Raw genomic sequence first — 14,709 nt, forward strand, 5'->3', positions numbered from 1 at the left:
TGTTTCACATGGTGGAATGATATGTTCCACATTGTGGAATGGAGAATGGCGGTGGCGGGTCCGAAAATCATCAAGAGCCTGGAGCGGGGCCTTCGTGTCCTGCAGGCTCTGCAGATGCAGCCCGATTCCTCGCTGCAGCAGCTTTACGTCTTCACCGGTATCTCCAAGCCAAGCCTGCTCCGCATTCTTCACACGCTGGCACGGTCCGGCGTGGTCACCCGGCGGCTTGCGGATGGGTGCTACCGCATCGGCGCGACGCTTTCGCACGCGCCGTCACGCCGGGAGCATCGCGATCGGATCGCCGAAGCCGCCGCTCCGGTGCTCGAACGGCTGTGTCGGCGCATTTCGTGGCCGTCGGATCTCATGGTGCCGGCAGGAGACCACATGGAAATCCGTGAGACCAGCCGTGCGCGCAGCCCGATCCTGCTGCAAGAGGAGAGGGTTGGTCTGCAGGTAAACTGGTTGCTGACCGGTGTTGGACGAGCCTATCTGGCCTATTGTCCGGCCAAGGAGCGGCAGAAGATCATCGAGATGCTGCGGACTTCGAACAAGGCCGAAGATCGTCTGGCGCGAGAGCCCGCGCGTCTGAACACGATTCTCGCGGAAGTGCGAGCACGCGGCTACGCAACGCGCGACCCTACCCATGTCGGCGGCTGGTATGGCAAGCCGCCGCATGCGGACGGCTTGATCTCAATTGCTGTTCCCCTGCGCGATGGCGCGCGCGTTCTGGGCTCGATCAACATTGTCTGGCTCAGGACCGCCTTTTCGGTGGAGGTCTTCGCCGCCCGGCATCTCGAAGAACTTCAGGACGCTGCAGCGGAAATTGTCAGTTCGGTGCGAGGTCGCAGAGCGCGCTGAGGGCGGCTTTTGGTTCAGAACGGCTCTCTAAGCCGTTGAGCAGTAAAGACGGTGTCAGCCTGAACGGGCGCCCGGGAACTTTGCTCGAAAGTCAAGCGGTCGCATCCCTCCGTGCCGTCTGAAAAACTTCACGAAGTTTGTTGGCTCACTGAACCCTACCTCTGTGGCAATTGCTTCAACCGTGAGGCCGGTGTGTGCAAGCAATCGTTTCGCTTCCAAGATCAGGCGTTGCTCTATCAGAGCTTTGGGTGAGGAACCACGCGCCATCATGCAAGCTCGGCGGAGTGACTTCGCTGAGCATCCAATAGCTTCCGCAGCACGTCCGCAGCGGCGGACCTGTCAGACCAGCACTTCAGCTCATGGCCCATCACGTCGATCCCGGGATTGATCGAGAGGGCTGCTATCGAAGGGTAACCGGACCAACCTGCGAAACTTGGAAGACTGCGGCCCATGAGGCGTAGCGCAAGATTGCAGGCCATCGCAGGTTAGTCGGTTGGAGCGTGTAATCGATTATAGCATCATAGTGCCACGGCGAATGAGTAGTGCCCGTCTTCATCGGCCGTGGCGCGCCAGCTTGCAGCCGCATTCACGTCAGCATCGAAATGATCGCCTGAATCTGATCAGAGGCGGACGCCACCAATCCGTCATATGACGTCTGGCCGTGCGCGGCAGCCTTCAGGATGCATTCGGCTACGGCCGCTTTCAGGCCGAACACCGACTGATCGGCCGGCACATTCGCCATCACGTTCTCCAGCGCTTGACGCATCGTCTGAATGAGCTCGGAGCTGTATTGCATGGGCTGTCCTCCGCCGGCTCATATTAGGCCGCATGCTCCGGCTTGCCACTCACAAGCCTGAGATTGCGACCTATCCATCACCTCGCGCTCCGCTTCGCTCGATTGTATCATCTTTCCATGAGCGAATCCGACACGGTAACCGGCAAGACCTCACCGGTGCGCAAGATCATCCATATCGACATGGATGCCTTCTATGCGTCCGTGGAACAGCGCGACAATCCGGAGCTGCGCGGCAAGCCTGTCGCGGTCGGAGGCTCCGCGGAACGCGGTGTCGTCGCGGCCGCGAGCTACGAGGCCCGCAAGTTCGGCGTTCGCTCCGCCATGCCGTCCGTGACGGCGAAGCGGCAGTGTCCAGATCTGATCTTCGTCAAGCCACGCTTCGAGGTCTACAAGGCGATCTCCAGGCAGATCCGCGACATCTTCGCGGAGCACACGCCCATCGTCGAGCCGTTGTCGCTGGATGAAGCCTATCTCGACGTGACGGAGAACCTGCAAGGCATTCCGCTGGCGCGGGACATCGCGCTGAAGATCCGCGAGAAGATCAAGGCCGAGACCGGCCTCAACGCTTCGGCGGGCATCTCCTATAACAAGTTTCTGGCCAAGCTCGCTTCCGATCACCGCAAGCCCAATGGTCAGTTCGTGATCTCGCCGGAGATGGGACCGGCCTTCGTCGAGACGCTGCCCGTCGGCAAGTTCCATGGCATCGGTCCGGCGACAGCTGCGAAGATGAACGCGCTCGGCCTGTTCACCGGCCGCGACATCCGTAACCAGACGCTGGAGTTCATGAACGCGACTTTCGGCAGGTCGGGCGCGTACTATTACTGGATCTCACGCGGTGTCGACGAGCGGCCGGTGCGGGCCAACCGGATCCGCAAGTCGATCGGCGCGGAGAATACGTTCTCGACCGACCTCGACGCATTCGACGCGCTGGTCGCCGAGCTCAGACCTCTCGTCGACAAAGTCTGGCGCCATTGCGAGGCGACCGGCAACCGCGGCCGCACCGTGACCCTGAAGATCAAGTTCGCCGACTTCGAGATCATCACGCGCAGCAGGTCCGTCGCAGCAGCCGTTGCGGGCCGGGACGATCTGGAGCGGCTGGTCTGCGGCCTGCTCGAAGCCGAGATGCCGCTGCCCAAGCGCGTCAGGCTGTTGGGGGTCTCGCTGTCGTCGCTCCAGGTCGGAGACGATGCGGAGCCGCAGCTGACGTTGGGCATTTGAACGGGGTTGGAGGCCCCCTTCGGCGGACGCGGCAATCTTTATCCGCGACGCGGCGCCAAAGCTGTCGTAGAGACACCAAGACACGGTTTTTCGCGATTGATGCTGGAATGCTTGCCTTATTGATACGCCTCGGACTGCGTTTCGAAGACCGCATCGAGGAGCGCCGGTTTGTCGACCAATATGTCCGGGGCAGTCTCGGATGGACGCAGATCGCGATGCTGCTCGGCGCCGCCACCTATGCCGGCTACACGCTCTGGGATTGGGTGCTCTACCCCGAAGTCGTGCCGACCACGCTCGCAATCCGTGGTGGCACCGCCGTGTTCATCCTGCTGCCGCTGACGGCATTGCTGTCACGGCGCTGGATGAAGCCATGGGCGGAGACCATCTTCCTCGTCTATTGCGTTATCCCCGGCTGCATCCTGCCGAGTATCTATCTCGTGCTTCCCTCGGGCTTCACGTTTGCCGCGCCCGGCATGATGATGATCATCCTGTTCGTCTCAACCATGCTGCCCTTGCGGATCGGCTCGCTGGCGATCTTCTGTTTGCTCTCATGGGTTGCGCTGCTGGTCGCGGAGTCGTTCGCGCCGACGATGCCGACGGGTTTGAGCTTCATCAACCATTCGCTCGTCGGCAACGCTTACGCGCTATCGCTCTACGCCGTGGCTGCGCGCGAGTACCGGGCGCGAAAGCAATTCCGGACATCCGAGGCGCTGCAGCGTGAGAAAGAACGCTCGGAGAAATCGCTGCGCGATCTGCGCGCGACCCAGGAGCACCTCGTGCAGGCGGAAAAGCTCGCCTCGCTCGGGCAATTGGTGGCAGGTGTTGCTCACGAGGTCAGCACCCCGCTCGGCCTCGCCTTGACGACCTCGACGGCCATGCAGGCCAACCTGCAAACGATGAGTGACGCATTGGGCGGAGCATCGGTCCGGCGCTCCGATCTGACCAAGGGCATTGACCGGCTGAAGCAGGGACTCAGCCTGACCTTCGACAATCTGCACCGCGCATCCGAGATGGTGCACAGCTTCAGGCAGGTCGCCGTTCACCAAGCCGATGAGGACCGGCGCAATTTCGAACTCAGGGATTGGCTGTCGGAGTTGATCTCCAAGCTCGGGCCATTGCTGGCGCATCATGGCCTGACGGTCGAGGTGCAATGCCCGGCGGGAGTCAAGCTCAACAGCTACCCCGGAGCGCTTGCTCAGGTGATCAGAAATCTCGCCCTCAACACTGCCGTGCACGCCTATCCTGACAAGCGAGGCGGCAGGTTTGTCATCACGGTGAGCCAACCGAACCCGAAATCGGTCCGCCTGGTCTGCGCCGATGAAGGTGTCGGAATCCCCGAGCCATTGCAGGCTCACATCTTCGATCCGTTCGTGACGACCAGTCGGGAGCGTGGCAACGCCGGCCTGGGACTCCACATCGCGTTCAACCTGGTTGCCTCATCGCTCAACGGGCGCTTGCAACTTGAGCGCAAAGCGGGTCCGGGAACTCAGATCGCGATCGAGATTCCCACAGAAGAGATATTGCAAAAGAACAGCGAAGTTTCTTGAGGTCTGGACGCTATCGCGAGCGGTTCCCGATGAGTGGGCCGGCTGGCTTCTTGATGCGACCGCCTCTCTGCTACTCCAGCCCGGCTTCTCCTTGTCGCCTCTCACGAGATCCCTGGGGCACGCGCGCGCACATCCGAAGTCGAGGCCGACGCGAAGGCTGATCAGCATCTGCTTAACTAACTGTTTGACAGTCAGAGTCCGGTTGCCTTTCTCTTTGTGTCGATCTTCGAGGCAGTGCCTGACATGAACCTGACAGAGCAACCTCGATTTCAATTCGACGCACCGTCTTGAGCAAGATGATTCATTGCTCTTCGTTCGCGCGCGATCGACGCAAAGTTTTTTGCGCATGCAGTTTGCTCGCGCCATTCAAATGACACGTACTGACGGATAGTCGTCGGCGTTTCGCGACGTTGCTCACGCGCGACGTATGAAATCGAAGAGATCAATTGTCATTGGATTCACCGTCTCGCTTTCGAACTGCGCCTGAAAGTTTCGTTGTTCGCCGCTCGAGGAGCTGATCGTGACTCAACTCAACATGCGCTTGTCCGAGGACGAACAGTCCCGGAACGTACGGCAACGTGCGCTCGCTGCGATCGTCACTCAGGTCGTGCGTGTAGCGACACAGACCGGATCTGTGATCCTGCTCTCGCGCCTGCTGACGCCAGTCGACTTTGGTACTTATGCGATGGCTTCGCCGGTGCTCGCCTTCGCGGTGCTATTCCAGGACCTCGGTCTTGGACACGCGACGGTGCAGAAGGACGAGTTGACGCACAACGAACTGAGTGCGCTGTTTTGAGTGAACCTCTCGGTCGGCGCGCTGCTGGCGGTCACCCAGGTGGCGCTATCGCCGCTTGTCGCCAGGTTCTACAGCGTGCCGAATCTCGCCCCACTGACATCCGGTATGAGCGTCACGTTGCTGCTGAGCGGCGCTGACGTCCAGCATCTGTCGCTGCTGACGCGCCAGATGAGATTTGGACGCTGGCAGGCCTGGAATCCGCGGCCGCACTGACTGGATTACTGACCTCGATCGTGGTCGCGTACGTCTATCATAGCTATTGGGCCATCCTCGCCGGCAGCCTGACATCAGGTTTGGTGCTCGCGGGCGGCGCGTGGCTGAGTTCGGGATGGTTGCCGTCGAGGCCCGGCTCGATCAAGGCTGCGCGCGACATGCTGACCTTCGGGCTGGGCGTGACCGGCTACAATCTTGCCGAATTCCTATCCCGCAACACCGACGGGGTGCTGATCGGTAAAGTCTGGGGGGCTGCCTCGCTTGGCGCGTACAACCGCGCCTACCGGTTGCTGCTGTTTCCGCTTCAGCAAGTCAGCAATCCGATGGTGCGAATCATGCTGCCGACGCTGTCGGGCCTGCTGAAGGAGCCGGAGCGCTATCGGGATTCGTTCCGTCGCGCGGTGCTGCCGGCGCTCCTCCTCGTGCTGCCTGGCGTCGCCTTCATGATCGCGCCCGCCGACACGCTTGTCGAAACTCTGCTCGGCGGCCAATGGAGCGAGGCTGCGCCGATCTTCGTCGCCCTCAGCATCGCCGGTCTGCTGCAAACCAGCAACAGCCCCGCCAACTGGCTTTTCCTCAGCCAGGGCCGCACCAAGGAATACATGCGCTGGGGCCTGTTCAATGTCTCGACATCGATTCTCGCCTTCATATGCGGGCTGCCGTTCGGACCAGTCGGCGTTGCCAGCGCATATTCGATCAGCGAGTGCGTGCGCGCGCCCATCCTGTGGTGGCTGATTGGGCGACGCGGCCCGGTGCGTCATCGCGACCTGATGAAAGTGATCGGGCCTCATCTCGCCGGGGCCTTCGCCTCCGTCGTGACGGTGTGTCTGCTGCATCGCTGGCTGCTGGCGCGTTCGATCGGAGGGATCCCCGATTTGGCGGCCTGCTTCTGCCTTTCATATGCGGTCTCGCTCACGATCGTCGCGCTGTTTCCGGCCTGTCGCGGAGAAATGTGGCGCTACGCTCGCAGCCGCGGCGGATAGCACGACTGGCACGACGCTCGTTGGAAGACGCCGGAGCGATCAGGCATGCTAAAGCGGTGCGCCACGATCCGCGCTTCGCCGACCGTGGCGCACGTATCTCGAAACGTCCCGCTCGGGGCCGCTCAATGCTTCATATGCTCGAACACCACGATCACGCCGGTCGGTTCGGGCTCATGCGCCATCAGGCGCGTCAGGTCGGAATCGCCCCAATCGGCGAGGCTGACGACTTCGCCGCTCTGGCGATCGGTACCAGGCGATCCCGTGGGCTCGAGGACCTTGAGGCCCATCTCGTCGACGAAGAAGGTGTGGTCGCCGAACATGCTGTTGAGCTGCGGCATCGCGGGATGTTCGTCGGGCAGCACCTGAGCGCCGAGCTGGTTGACGGTCTGCTTCACCTGTTCAGATGTGAGCTTCATGAGCTGCTCCGTTTCTGTATCCGGTTTCCTTGACCCAGGCGGGAGCATACGTTCCCTGCGCCCTTGTCCGCCTGGCTCAATGTCCCGAACAGGCGCTGCGGACAAAGGTTCCTGCAGAATGTATTTCGTGATCACGCGCGGCGTCCGCCGCGCTCGCGGCACAAGATCGCCACAGGATGCACACGATCTGGCGGCGGGCCGCGCTCACGCGCTATTCGCGGTTCTCGCCGACCGAGAGCGCGCAGATGCGTGACAGATGGGTGTAGGGCAGGCCAGTCTCCTCGGCCCAGGCATTGAACTGCGCCTGCACCTTGGCGAGATCGCCCTTCGACTTGACCTCTTCGGCAATGTCGAGACCGGCACCGCGCAGGCAAGCCACCACGTCCTTGGACGTCACGAAACCGTCCCAGCCGACGAAGCGCAGCAGCATCTGGCCGGTGTTGCCCCCTAACCGGCTGCCGCGCTTGTTGAGGAGATCGAGCAGGCCGATCTCGTCGGACGACGGCCACTTCGCCAGAAACTTGCCGAAGCTGCCGTGCTCCTTCGCGATCTCCTGCACGAAGGCGGCGTTGTCCCGCACCGACATGATCTTGGCGCCGTTACGCACGATGCGCGCGTCGCGCAGCAGGCCCTCCCAATAGTCTTCGGGCTGAAAGGTGAGCTTGGCGGGCTGGAAATGCAGGAAGGCATCTTCAAAGCCGTCCCATTTCGAATCGATCACGCTCCAGGCAAAGCCGGCGCAGAACACCCGCTTGGTCATTTCGGCGAGGATTCGGTCGTCGCCGAGCTTGGCCAGCCGCTTGAGGTCCGGCTTGGCCGGCATCAATTTCTCCAGCGCCTTGGGCCCGCCCTTGCGCTTCTCGGCACGGACGCGAATGGTCTTGAAGGGCGTCATAAGGACATCCGCATTGAGGGTGCGATACGACATCAGAATTCGATGAACCGGTCCAGCCCTGCGATGATGACGCAAAGGAGCGACCATGCTGGTCCGCTTCTTGCTTCATGACGTCTGGAATTCCTGGACACTATTGATCTCCCGCGGACGGTTCTCCAATGCGCTGCCTGGTCGTGGCCGACCTGCACTATTCGCTGCCTCAGCTCGACTGGCTGGTCAGCGCCGCGCCGCAATTCGACCTCGTGATCTTCGCCGGCGATGCGCTCGACATCGGCTCGATGGTGGATTTTCGTGCCCAGATCGTGGTGGTGAAGAAGTACCTCGCGCTGCTTGCCGCGACGACCCGCGTGATCCTCTGCTCCGGCAATCACGATCTCGACGAGCGCAATGCAGAGGGCGAGAAGATCTCGCGCTGGATCTCGGAAGTGCGCGAGCTTGGCATTGCCTGCGACGGCGACAGCCTCAGCCTCGGCGACACCCTATTCACGGTGTGCCCGTGGTGGGACGGACCGCTGGTCAAGCAACGCCTCGTCGACCAGTTGCGCGATGCCGCGGCCAGCCGACCGCAGCGCTGGATCTGGGCGCATCATGCGCCGCCGGCGGATTCACCGACGAGCTGGGGCGGCAAGCGCTTCTTCGGCGATGTCGAGCTTGTGCAGTGGATCACGCAGTACCAGCCATCGATGGTGATCTCGGGCCATGTGCATCAATCGCCCTTCATCACCAATGGATCGTGGTTCGACCGGCTGGGCCAGAGCTGGGTCTTCAACACCGGCCTGCAACCCGGCCGTCCTCCGACCTACATCGTGCTCGATCTCGACGCGGACAAGGCGTTCTGGCTTGCGGCCGGCGAGGCCCAGTGGATCGAGCTGAATGCGCCGCTGAAGCGCCCCGCCGCTCCGATCGAGACGCCGCCCGACTGGCTCACATTCTTGGATCGGATTGCCGATCCGAGCCTGGCGAGACCTCAAGCGGCGGCAGGTTGATCATGCTCTGGAGTACTTCGCCGACCATGGCCAGATGCGTGCCATGGCCGGCATATTGCCGTTTGAGATCGGCGAGGTAGGTGTTGGCGACATTGAGCCGCTGCGCCAGCATTTTTGCGATCAGCAGGGCAACGCCGGGCTCCTTCTCAAGGAACGAGGCGGCATCCTCGAATTCGTAGACGACCGCGTCGGAGCAGGCCCGCACCGTTGCGGTGTGCGGCTGGCCCAGCAGCACGGACATTTCACCCAGCACTGCGCCGGGCTCGGTGACGGTGGCGACCACCATCTCGCCCTTGAGCACCTCGAGCTTGCCTTGCATCAGCACGTAGAGATGGCCGGTGGTGCCACCCTCGGTGACGAGGGTCGTGCCGGCAGCAAGCTGCCGCTCAGTTCCGCCGGTGCAATAATCCAGGACCGCGCGCATCGTAGAATGCTCCTATCGCTGCGGACACCATCGCAGGAGACTAGAGCATGATCCGTGCCCGGCGGCAAATCAACGCGGTCGCGGCTGTCGCGAGATCACACACGGGAGAGTGACGGCACCTCCTCGGGCATGATCGCCTGAAGGCCACCGAAACGGCGTTCGCGGCCATGGAAGGCAGCCAGCGCCTCGGCAAGATCGCCCGCGTCGAATTCAGGCCACATCCGCTCGGTGAAGTGCAGCTCGGCATAGGCGCCCTCCCAGAGCAGGAAGTCCGACAGCCGCTTCTCGCCGGACGTGCGGATGATGAGATCGACGTCGCGAAGGCCAGCCTCGCCGGTAACGAGTTGCGAGAAGGCTTCGCGGGTGAGGCTGGTCAGCGCGGCCGCCTTCGCCGCGGCATTGAGGATGGCGTCGCGCGCCGAGTAATCGACGGCGATGCGCAGATGCAGCGCGCTGCCATCGGCGGTGGCCTCTTCGGCGCGGGTGATCGCAGTGGCGATGCCGTCGGGCAGGCGATCGCGGCGGCCGATCACGGTCAGGCGCACACCGTTCCTGACCAGGCTCTGTACCTCGCTGTTGAGATAGAAGCGGAGCAAGGTCATCAGTGCGGCGACCTCAGCCTTCGGCCTCCGCCAATTGTCGGTGGAGAAGGCGTAAAGCGTCAGCGTGCCGACGCCCTGCTTGGGCGCGGCCTCGACGATCCGGCGGATGGTCTCGACGCCAGCCTCGTGACCGCGCACGCGCGACAGGCCGCGCCGCGTCGCCCATCTGCCGTTGCCGTCCATGATGATGCCGACATGAAGCTTCTCGTTGCAGGACGTGATTTCACTTTGCATTGCAAAGTCTCCGGTCGAAAAAAGAAGGAAGATCAGGTCGAGACGATACCGAGGCGGCCGAGCGGCGGCGCCTCGCGGCCGGCGGCTTTCGCCGCGTCGCGCACCAGCCGCTCGAGCACGGCGAGATAGTCGAGGAAACGGCGGCGGCCGGCCTTGGTCAGGCGGCAGGTCGTGTGCGGGCGGTTACCCTCGTAGCCCTTGGTCACCTCGACGAGGCCGGCCTCCTGGAGCACGGCAAGGTGCCGGCTGAGATTGCCGTCGGTGAGGCCGCAGAGCTGCTTGAGGTCACCGAATGCCAGGCCCTTGGGATGCGCCATCAGCGAGGTCAGAAGCCCGAGCCTCGCCTTCTCGTGGATCACGCGGTCGAGTCCTTCATAAGAGAAGGGCGCGCTTTCAATCTTCGACATCGTTGTCTCCGGACGCGAAATGCAGAATAGCGGCCATCACCGATTGCCCGATCACGAAGGGCAGCCCCATGGTCCATGGCGATAGCGTATGGGTTCGGCTCGCGAGCAGCACGACCGCGAAGCCCGACACGAAATACCAGGCGCCGGCGAGCGCGACCGTGCGCGGCAGCGAGCGGACCGAGGCGAAGATGCCGAGCGACACAAGGATCTGCCACAGGCCCGGCAACAGCCACAGCGTCTCGCTCGCGAACTTCCACATCACCACCGCGAGCAGAACGCCGGCAACGCCCGCCGGCAGGAACTGCTCGACCGCCTGGTGGATCATGGCATCGGCAAGGCCGGAATGATGGCGTCGCGAGCGCGCACGCATTTCGATGCCGATGATCAGCCCCGAGAGAGCGGCCGCAATGAACCAGCCGATGAAGAAGCCGAGCGGCTCACCGGTGGGATCACCAAGCAGCCAGAATTGCAGAACCGCGGTGATGAGCGCGACGGCGCCGGTCGCCGCCATCGTCGCCGGGCCGTAGCCGCGGAAGGCGGTGCCCGCCGCGATCTGACTGCGGATCGCCACGATATCGGCCAGCGCCTTGTCGAGATCGCGTATCGGCAACGCCAAAACCTCGTTCCACCCGGGCATTCCGGGACTACAGGTCCCGTTACTTTGTATTGCAAAGTATATGGCACTGCAAAGTAAATGCAAGTTCGAATTGTTGCGACGGCCGCATGAACGCAGGCGAACAACTGGCGGTTGCGCGCCGCCTGTCCTCCCGGATAAGATGACCAAAAAGGCGTTCCCGGGGGCAGGTATGTGGTTGAAGTCGTTTGTCGTTGCGTTCGTGTTGCAGATGGGTGTCGTCGGGGCGAACGCGGCGGGGCCGTTCGGCACCGTCAATGTCGGCAACTGGATCGGCGGCGCCTTCAGCAATGATCAGACGGGCGCCTTCTCCCATTGTGCGGCGACGACGCCCTACGCGAACGGCGTCATCCTCGTCGTGAGCCAAAATGCCGCCGGCACCTGGTCGCTCGCCTTTGCGAGTCCCAGCTACCGCTTTAACAAGGGCGAGAGCGCCGCGATCGACGTGACCTTTGACGGGCAGGAACAAGCCAGGCTGTACGCTACGGCGTATCAGTCCAACATGCTCACGGCCATCATGCCGCTCAATGTCGTGCGTACGTTTCAGAAGGCGAGCCTTATGGTGGCAACAGCCGGCCGCGCCGTTCTGAACTTCGATCTGACATCGACCGGGCCGGTCATCTCGGCATTGGCCAATTGTGTGAGCAAGGTGAAAGCCGACGGACTCGACAAGGCGGGCGATTTTACCAAGGGCGCGGCCAAGCCGGCAGCGACGACGGAGAAGCAGGCGGCCTCGCCGGCCGGCGGCAAACCTGCCCGGGCCAAGAGCGGTACCGGCTTCGTGGTGAGCACGGGCGGACACATCGTCACCAACCACCATGTGATCGACGGCTGCGTCGGCGACATCAAGGGCAACCTCACCGGCGAGGCCGCAATGGTGCTGCGCGTCGTGTCGAGCGACGCCAACAACGATCTCGCCCTGTTGCAGGCACCATCGACGACGACATTCAAGGACTTTGCTCGGATCCGCGACCGCTCGATCCGCTCCGGCGATTCCGTGGTCGCGATCGGCTTTCCCTATCACGGGATCCTGACCTCGGACTTCACCGTGACGACCGGCATCGTGAGTTCGCTCAGCGGCATGCGTAACGACTCGCGTTTCCTGCAGATCAGCGCACCCGTGCAGCCCGGCAATAGCGGCGGGCCGCTGTTCGATAGCACAGGTCAGGTCGTCGGCGTGGTCACCGGAAAGATCCCGGCCTTGCGCATCGCGGTGGCGACCGGCAACATTCCCGAGAACATCAACTTCGCCATCAAGACCGGCGTGCTGCGCGACTTCCTCGACAATTCCGTGGTGCCCTATCAGACCACCGAACCGAAGAGCGAGCTCAAGACCACCGACATCGCGGCCAACGCCCGGCCCTATACGATGCTGATCTCGTGCAACGCGACGGAGCAGGCGGACGCGAAGCGGTAGTGTGAGCTGCGCTTCACTCTCCGCTGTCATTCCCCGCGACCTGGCTACGCCAAGGCTTCGCCGGGGTTGAGGTCTAGGGGCGCCGAAGCTTTAGCGTAAGCGGCAGGCGGGGAATCCAGTACGCCGCGGCTTGTCGGTTCAAACGCTGCCGTCTCGGCGTACTCGATCGCCCGGTCAAGCCGGGCGATGACACCTTTACCTTTGATCGGGATCCGGCGTGCGCGCTCCCCTCACCCGTGGCAGCACTCCGCCTTCGTCGCCTGCGGCTCGTACTGGTCGCGTAGGCGGACCCAGTCCATCGGATAGGGCAGCCCCTCCTCGTGACGGCCGAGCGGGGTGAGATCGAGATATTGATAGGCGGCGTTCATCATGTCGAGGCCGCGGGCGAAGCAGGAATAGGTGTGGAAGATCTCACCGGCCTCGCCGCGGTAAAACACGCTGATGCCGGGCAGCTCGGGGCCGTAGATTGGCGTGGTGCCGAAATTGTACATCGGCTTTCCGGTTGCGATCTCTTCCGGCGAGAACGTCACGCCGTAATCCCGGTTGAAATCATTGTCGCCCGAGGAGACCCAGTCGAAAGTCCAGCCCATCCGCTTCTTGAAGGCTTCGAGCTTTGTGCTGGGCGCCAGCGAGACCGCAGCCATGGACGTGTCGCGCGCGGCGAGATGCGGCACCATGCGCTCGAACCCGTCCGCCCAGAACGAGCAGCTCTTGCAGGCCGCGTCCCAGTCGGGTGCGAACATCACGTGCTGGACGATGAGTTGCGCACGGCCCTTGAAGAGATCGGCAAGCGTGACCTTGCCGTTCGGCCCGGTGAAGACATAGGTCTTGTCGACCTTCACCCAGGGAAGCTGGCGGCGCTCCTCGGCAACCCGTTCGCGGGCCTGCGTCAACTCCTTCTCGTGGACCAGAAGGGCCTTGCGCGCCGCAATCCACTGCTCGCGCGAAACGATCTGATGTTGCTGCATGATACTCTCCTTTCGAGCTCAGGCGACGAAGGCATCGAGCTTGTCGAAGAACGAGCTCCAGCCGCGCTGGTGGTTGTCGCGTGCGGTCTCGTCGAAGAACTGGGCGTGATGGAACATCATCAAGGTCCCGCCACCGTCCGGCTTCAGCGAGATCGTCACCAGCGATTCACGTTCCGGGGTCGAGTGCCAGGCCCAGGTGAAGACGAGACGCTCGTTCGGCACCACCTCGCGATAGGTGCCGCCGGCCTCGAAATATTCACCGTCGTCACGGGTGAAGCTGATGCGAAAGCTGCCGCCGACGCGAACGTCGAGCTCGGCTTGAAGCGTCGCCGGCTTCATGTTCGGCGGGCCGAACCATTGCGCTAGCTGCGCGGCTTGGGTCCAGGCGGCGTAGACTTTTTCCGGCGGCGCGCGGAGTCGGCGCGTGAGCGTAAGGCTTGGACGCTCTGCTGTGCGTTCGGCGGCGGTGGCGGCTGCGTTGGCCATGTCTCTTGCTCCACGAAGGCGGCGAGGCGATCGAGGTTGTGGGACCAGAACTGCGCATAGCGATTGAGCCAGTTCATCGCCTGCTCCATCGGCCGCGCGGTGAGCCGGCAGACCACCGTGCGCCCGGTCTTCTCCCGCACGATCAGGCCTGCATCCGTGAGCACATCGAGATGCTTCATGATCGCCGGAAGCGAGACCGGAAACGGCGCGGCTAGCTCGCTCACCGACAAGCTGTGCTGCTCGCCGAGGCGCGCCAGCAATGCACGCCGCGTCGGATCGGATAGCGCCGCAAAAGTTCGGTCCAGCGTCTCGTCCTGATACTTAACCATGTGGTTTAGTATAGAAGCGAGCGGGGCAGCGTCAAGCCGGAACCCGCGGGCGCGGGTGCGCACGACTGCGTGATCAGGCTGCGATCAGTACGAAGCGCGATCAGTAGGGCGCGACAGGCCGCGCGCGCCGGTGCGGCCGCGGCTGCGGGATTTGTTGCTGGCCATAGGCGAAGCGAGGATTGCGATCGCAGTAGAGCAGCCGCCCGGACACGCTCGCCTGGCACTGCTCATAGGTGCGGTAGGCGCATTCGCCGGGATAGTCGTACTCGCCGCCCTGCGCGCACCAGGGATAATCGCGCGCTGCCGCCGGCGTGATAGTGGCGAAGCCGGCAAGGACCATCGCGCACAGCGTCAGCAGTGCCAATTGCGTCTTGCGCATGACCGCAACTCCTTTGCTCGCGACGCGAGATACGCGCCATCTACCATCAAGTTTCGTCGCACGCTTTTATTGGAGATCAATGGCATCGCGCGCGCAAGAAAAAAGCCCTGCCGAACGGCAG

General features: G+C 63.0%; 17 protein-coding genes and 2 pseudogenes. 7 read left to right on the forward strand and 12 right to left on the reverse strand.

The genetic code is table 11. The features are described from left to right. Positions 1–45 precede the first annotated feature (45 nt). On the forward strand, positions 46–858 hold the full coding sequence (locus P6U29_RS40870; RefSeq protein ID WP_407115739.1) for an IclR family transcriptional regulator C-terminal domain-containing protein: 813 nt from the start codon (positions 46–48) through the stop codon (positions 856–858). A 54-nt stretch (positions 859–912) separates the two neighbouring features. Here P6U29_RS40870 and P6U29_RS40875 read toward each other — a convergent pair whose 3' ends face one another. Both P6U29_RS40875 and P6U29_RS40880 read right to left on the reverse strand, forming a co-directional pair. After that, complete coding sequence (locus P6U29_RS40875; RefSeq protein WP_407115740.1) at positions 913–1,128, reverse strand: helix-turn-helix domain-containing protein; 216 nt, start codon at positions 1,126–1,128, stop codon at positions 913–915. 316 nt (positions 1,129–1,444) lie between these two features. Then, positions 1,445–1,654, reverse strand: coding sequence for a hypothetical protein (locus tag P6U29_RS40880; RefSeq protein WP_407115741.1), 210 nt, complete (start codon positions 1,652–1,654; stop codon positions 1,445–1,447). Positions 1,655–1,771: 117 nt separating this feature from the next. Here P6U29_RS40880 and dinB point away from each other — a divergent pair, with 117 nt between their 5' ends. From dinB to P6U29_RS40900, 4 genes and pseudogenes are all read left to right on the forward strand, one after another. Beyond that, complete coding sequence (gene dinB / locus P6U29_RS40885) at positions 1,772–2,872, forward strand: DNA polymerase IV (protein WP_407115742.1); 1,101 nt, start codon at positions 1,772–1,774, stop codon at positions 2,870–2,872. Between the two features lie 107 nt (positions 2,873–2,979). Then, entirely contained in the window at positions 2,980–4,419 is a 1,440-nt protein-coding gene (locus P6U29_RS40890) for a sensor histidine kinase (RefSeq protein ID WP_407115743.1), read from the forward strand. 535 nt (positions 4,420–4,954) lie between these two features. Continuing rightward, a pseudogene (locus P6U29_RS40895) lies at positions 4,955–5,428 on the forward strand (oligosaccharide flippase family protein). A gap of 20 nt (positions 5,429–5,448) precedes the next feature. Beyond that, on the forward strand, positions 5,449–6,411 hold the full coding sequence (locus P6U29_RS40900; protein WP_407115744.1) for an oligosaccharide flippase family protein: 963 nt from the start codon (positions 5,449–5,451) through the stop codon (positions 6,409–6,411). A gap of 122 nt (positions 6,412–6,533) precedes the next feature. On the opposite strand, the gene P6U29_RS40905 is transcribed toward P6U29_RS40900, so the two are convergent. Then, positions 6,534–6,827, reverse strand: coding sequence for a hypothetical protein (locus P6U29_RS40905; RefSeq protein WP_407115745.1), 294 nt, complete (start codon positions 6,825–6,827; stop codon positions 6,534–6,536). A gap of 211 nt (positions 6,828–7,038) precedes the next feature. Continuing rightward, positions 7,039–7,722: a DNA-3-methyladenine glycosylase I gene (locus P6U29_RS40910; protein ID WP_407119567.1), complete on the reverse strand. Its 684-nt coding sequence runs from the start codon at positions 7,720–7,722 to the stop codon at positions 7,039–7,041. A 158-nt stretch (positions 7,723–7,880) separates the two neighbouring features. Here P6U29_RS40910 and P6U29_RS40915 point away from each other — a divergent pair, with 158 nt between their 5' ends. After that, a complete protein-coding gene (locus tag P6U29_RS40915) occupies positions 7,881–8,708 on the forward strand; it encodes a metallophosphoesterase (protein WP_407115746.1) in 828 nt (275 codons plus the stop codon). On the opposite strand, the gene P6U29_RS40920 is transcribed toward P6U29_RS40915, so the two are convergent. The 4 genes from P6U29_RS40920 to P6U29_RS40935 form a co-directional block, all read right to left on the reverse strand. Further along, positions 8,647–9,132, reverse strand: a complete 486-nt coding sequence (locus P6U29_RS40920; protein WP_407115747.1) for a Crp/Fnr family transcriptional regulator — start codon at positions 9,130–9,132, stop codon at positions 8,647–8,649. The two genes, P6U29_RS40915 and P6U29_RS40920, sit on opposite strands and share 62 nt — an antisense overlap. Positions 9,133–9,227: 95 nt before the next feature. Beyond that, a complete protein-coding gene (locus tag P6U29_RS40925) occupies positions 9,228–9,968 on the reverse strand; it encodes a di-trans,poly-cis-decaprenylcistransferase (protein WP_407115748.1) in 741 nt (246 codons plus the stop codon). Between the two features lie 32 nt (positions 9,969–10,000). Then, on the reverse strand, positions 10,001–10,375 hold the full coding sequence (locus P6U29_RS40930) for a transcriptional regulator (protein WP_407115749.1): 375 nt from the start codon (positions 10,373–10,375) through the stop codon (positions 10,001–10,003). Further along, entirely contained in the window at positions 10,362–10,979 is a 618-nt protein-coding gene (locus P6U29_RS40935) for a hypothetical protein (RefSeq protein WP_407119568.1), read from the reverse strand. The genes P6U29_RS40930 and P6U29_RS40935 overlap by 14 nt, the downstream gene beginning before the upstream one ends. Positions 10,980–11,181: 202 nt before the next feature. Between P6U29_RS40935 and P6U29_RS40940 the strand changes: the two genes are divergently transcribed. Continuing rightward, positions 11,182–12,426 carry a S1C family serine protease gene (locus tag P6U29_RS40940; RefSeq protein ID WP_407115750.1) on the forward strand — a complete coding sequence of 415 codons (1,245 nt, stop codon included), beginning with the start codon at positions 11,182–11,184 and terminating at the stop codon, positions 12,424–12,426. A gap of 230 nt (positions 12,427–12,656) precedes the next feature. On the opposite strand, the gene P6U29_RS40945 is transcribed toward P6U29_RS40940, so the two are convergent. The 4 genes and pseudogenes from P6U29_RS40945 to P6U29_RS40960 form a co-directional block, all read right to left on the reverse strand. Continuing rightward, entirely contained in the window at positions 12,657–13,394 is a 738-nt protein-coding gene (locus P6U29_RS40945; protein WP_407115751.1) for a DUF899 domain-containing protein, read from the reverse strand. An 18-nt stretch (positions 13,395–13,412) separates the two neighbouring features. Then, positions 13,413–13,748: pseudogene (locus P6U29_RS40950) on the reverse strand (SRPBCC domain-containing protein); the annotation flags it as partial. A gap of 8 nt (positions 13,749–13,756) precedes the next feature. After that, positions 13,757–14,209, reverse strand: coding sequence for an ArsR/SmtB family transcription factor (locus tag P6U29_RS40955; protein ID WP_407115752.1), 453 nt, complete (start codon positions 14,207–14,209; stop codon positions 13,757–13,759). A gap of 100 nt (positions 14,210–14,309) precedes the next feature. Beyond that, positions 14,310–14,588 (reverse strand): DUF3551 domain-containing protein, encoded by a 279-nt coding sequence (locus tag P6U29_RS40960; protein WP_407115753.1) that lies wholly within the window; start codon positions 14,586–14,588, stop codon positions 14,310–14,312. Between the last annotated feature and the right edge of the window lie 121 nt (positions 14,589–14,709).

The sequence above is a fragment of the Bradyrhizobium sp. LMG 9283 genome (genome assembly GCF_045571415.1).
Taxonomy (GTDB): Bacteria; Pseudomonadota; Alphaproteobacteria; order Rhizobiales; family Xanthobacteraceae; genus Bradyrhizobium.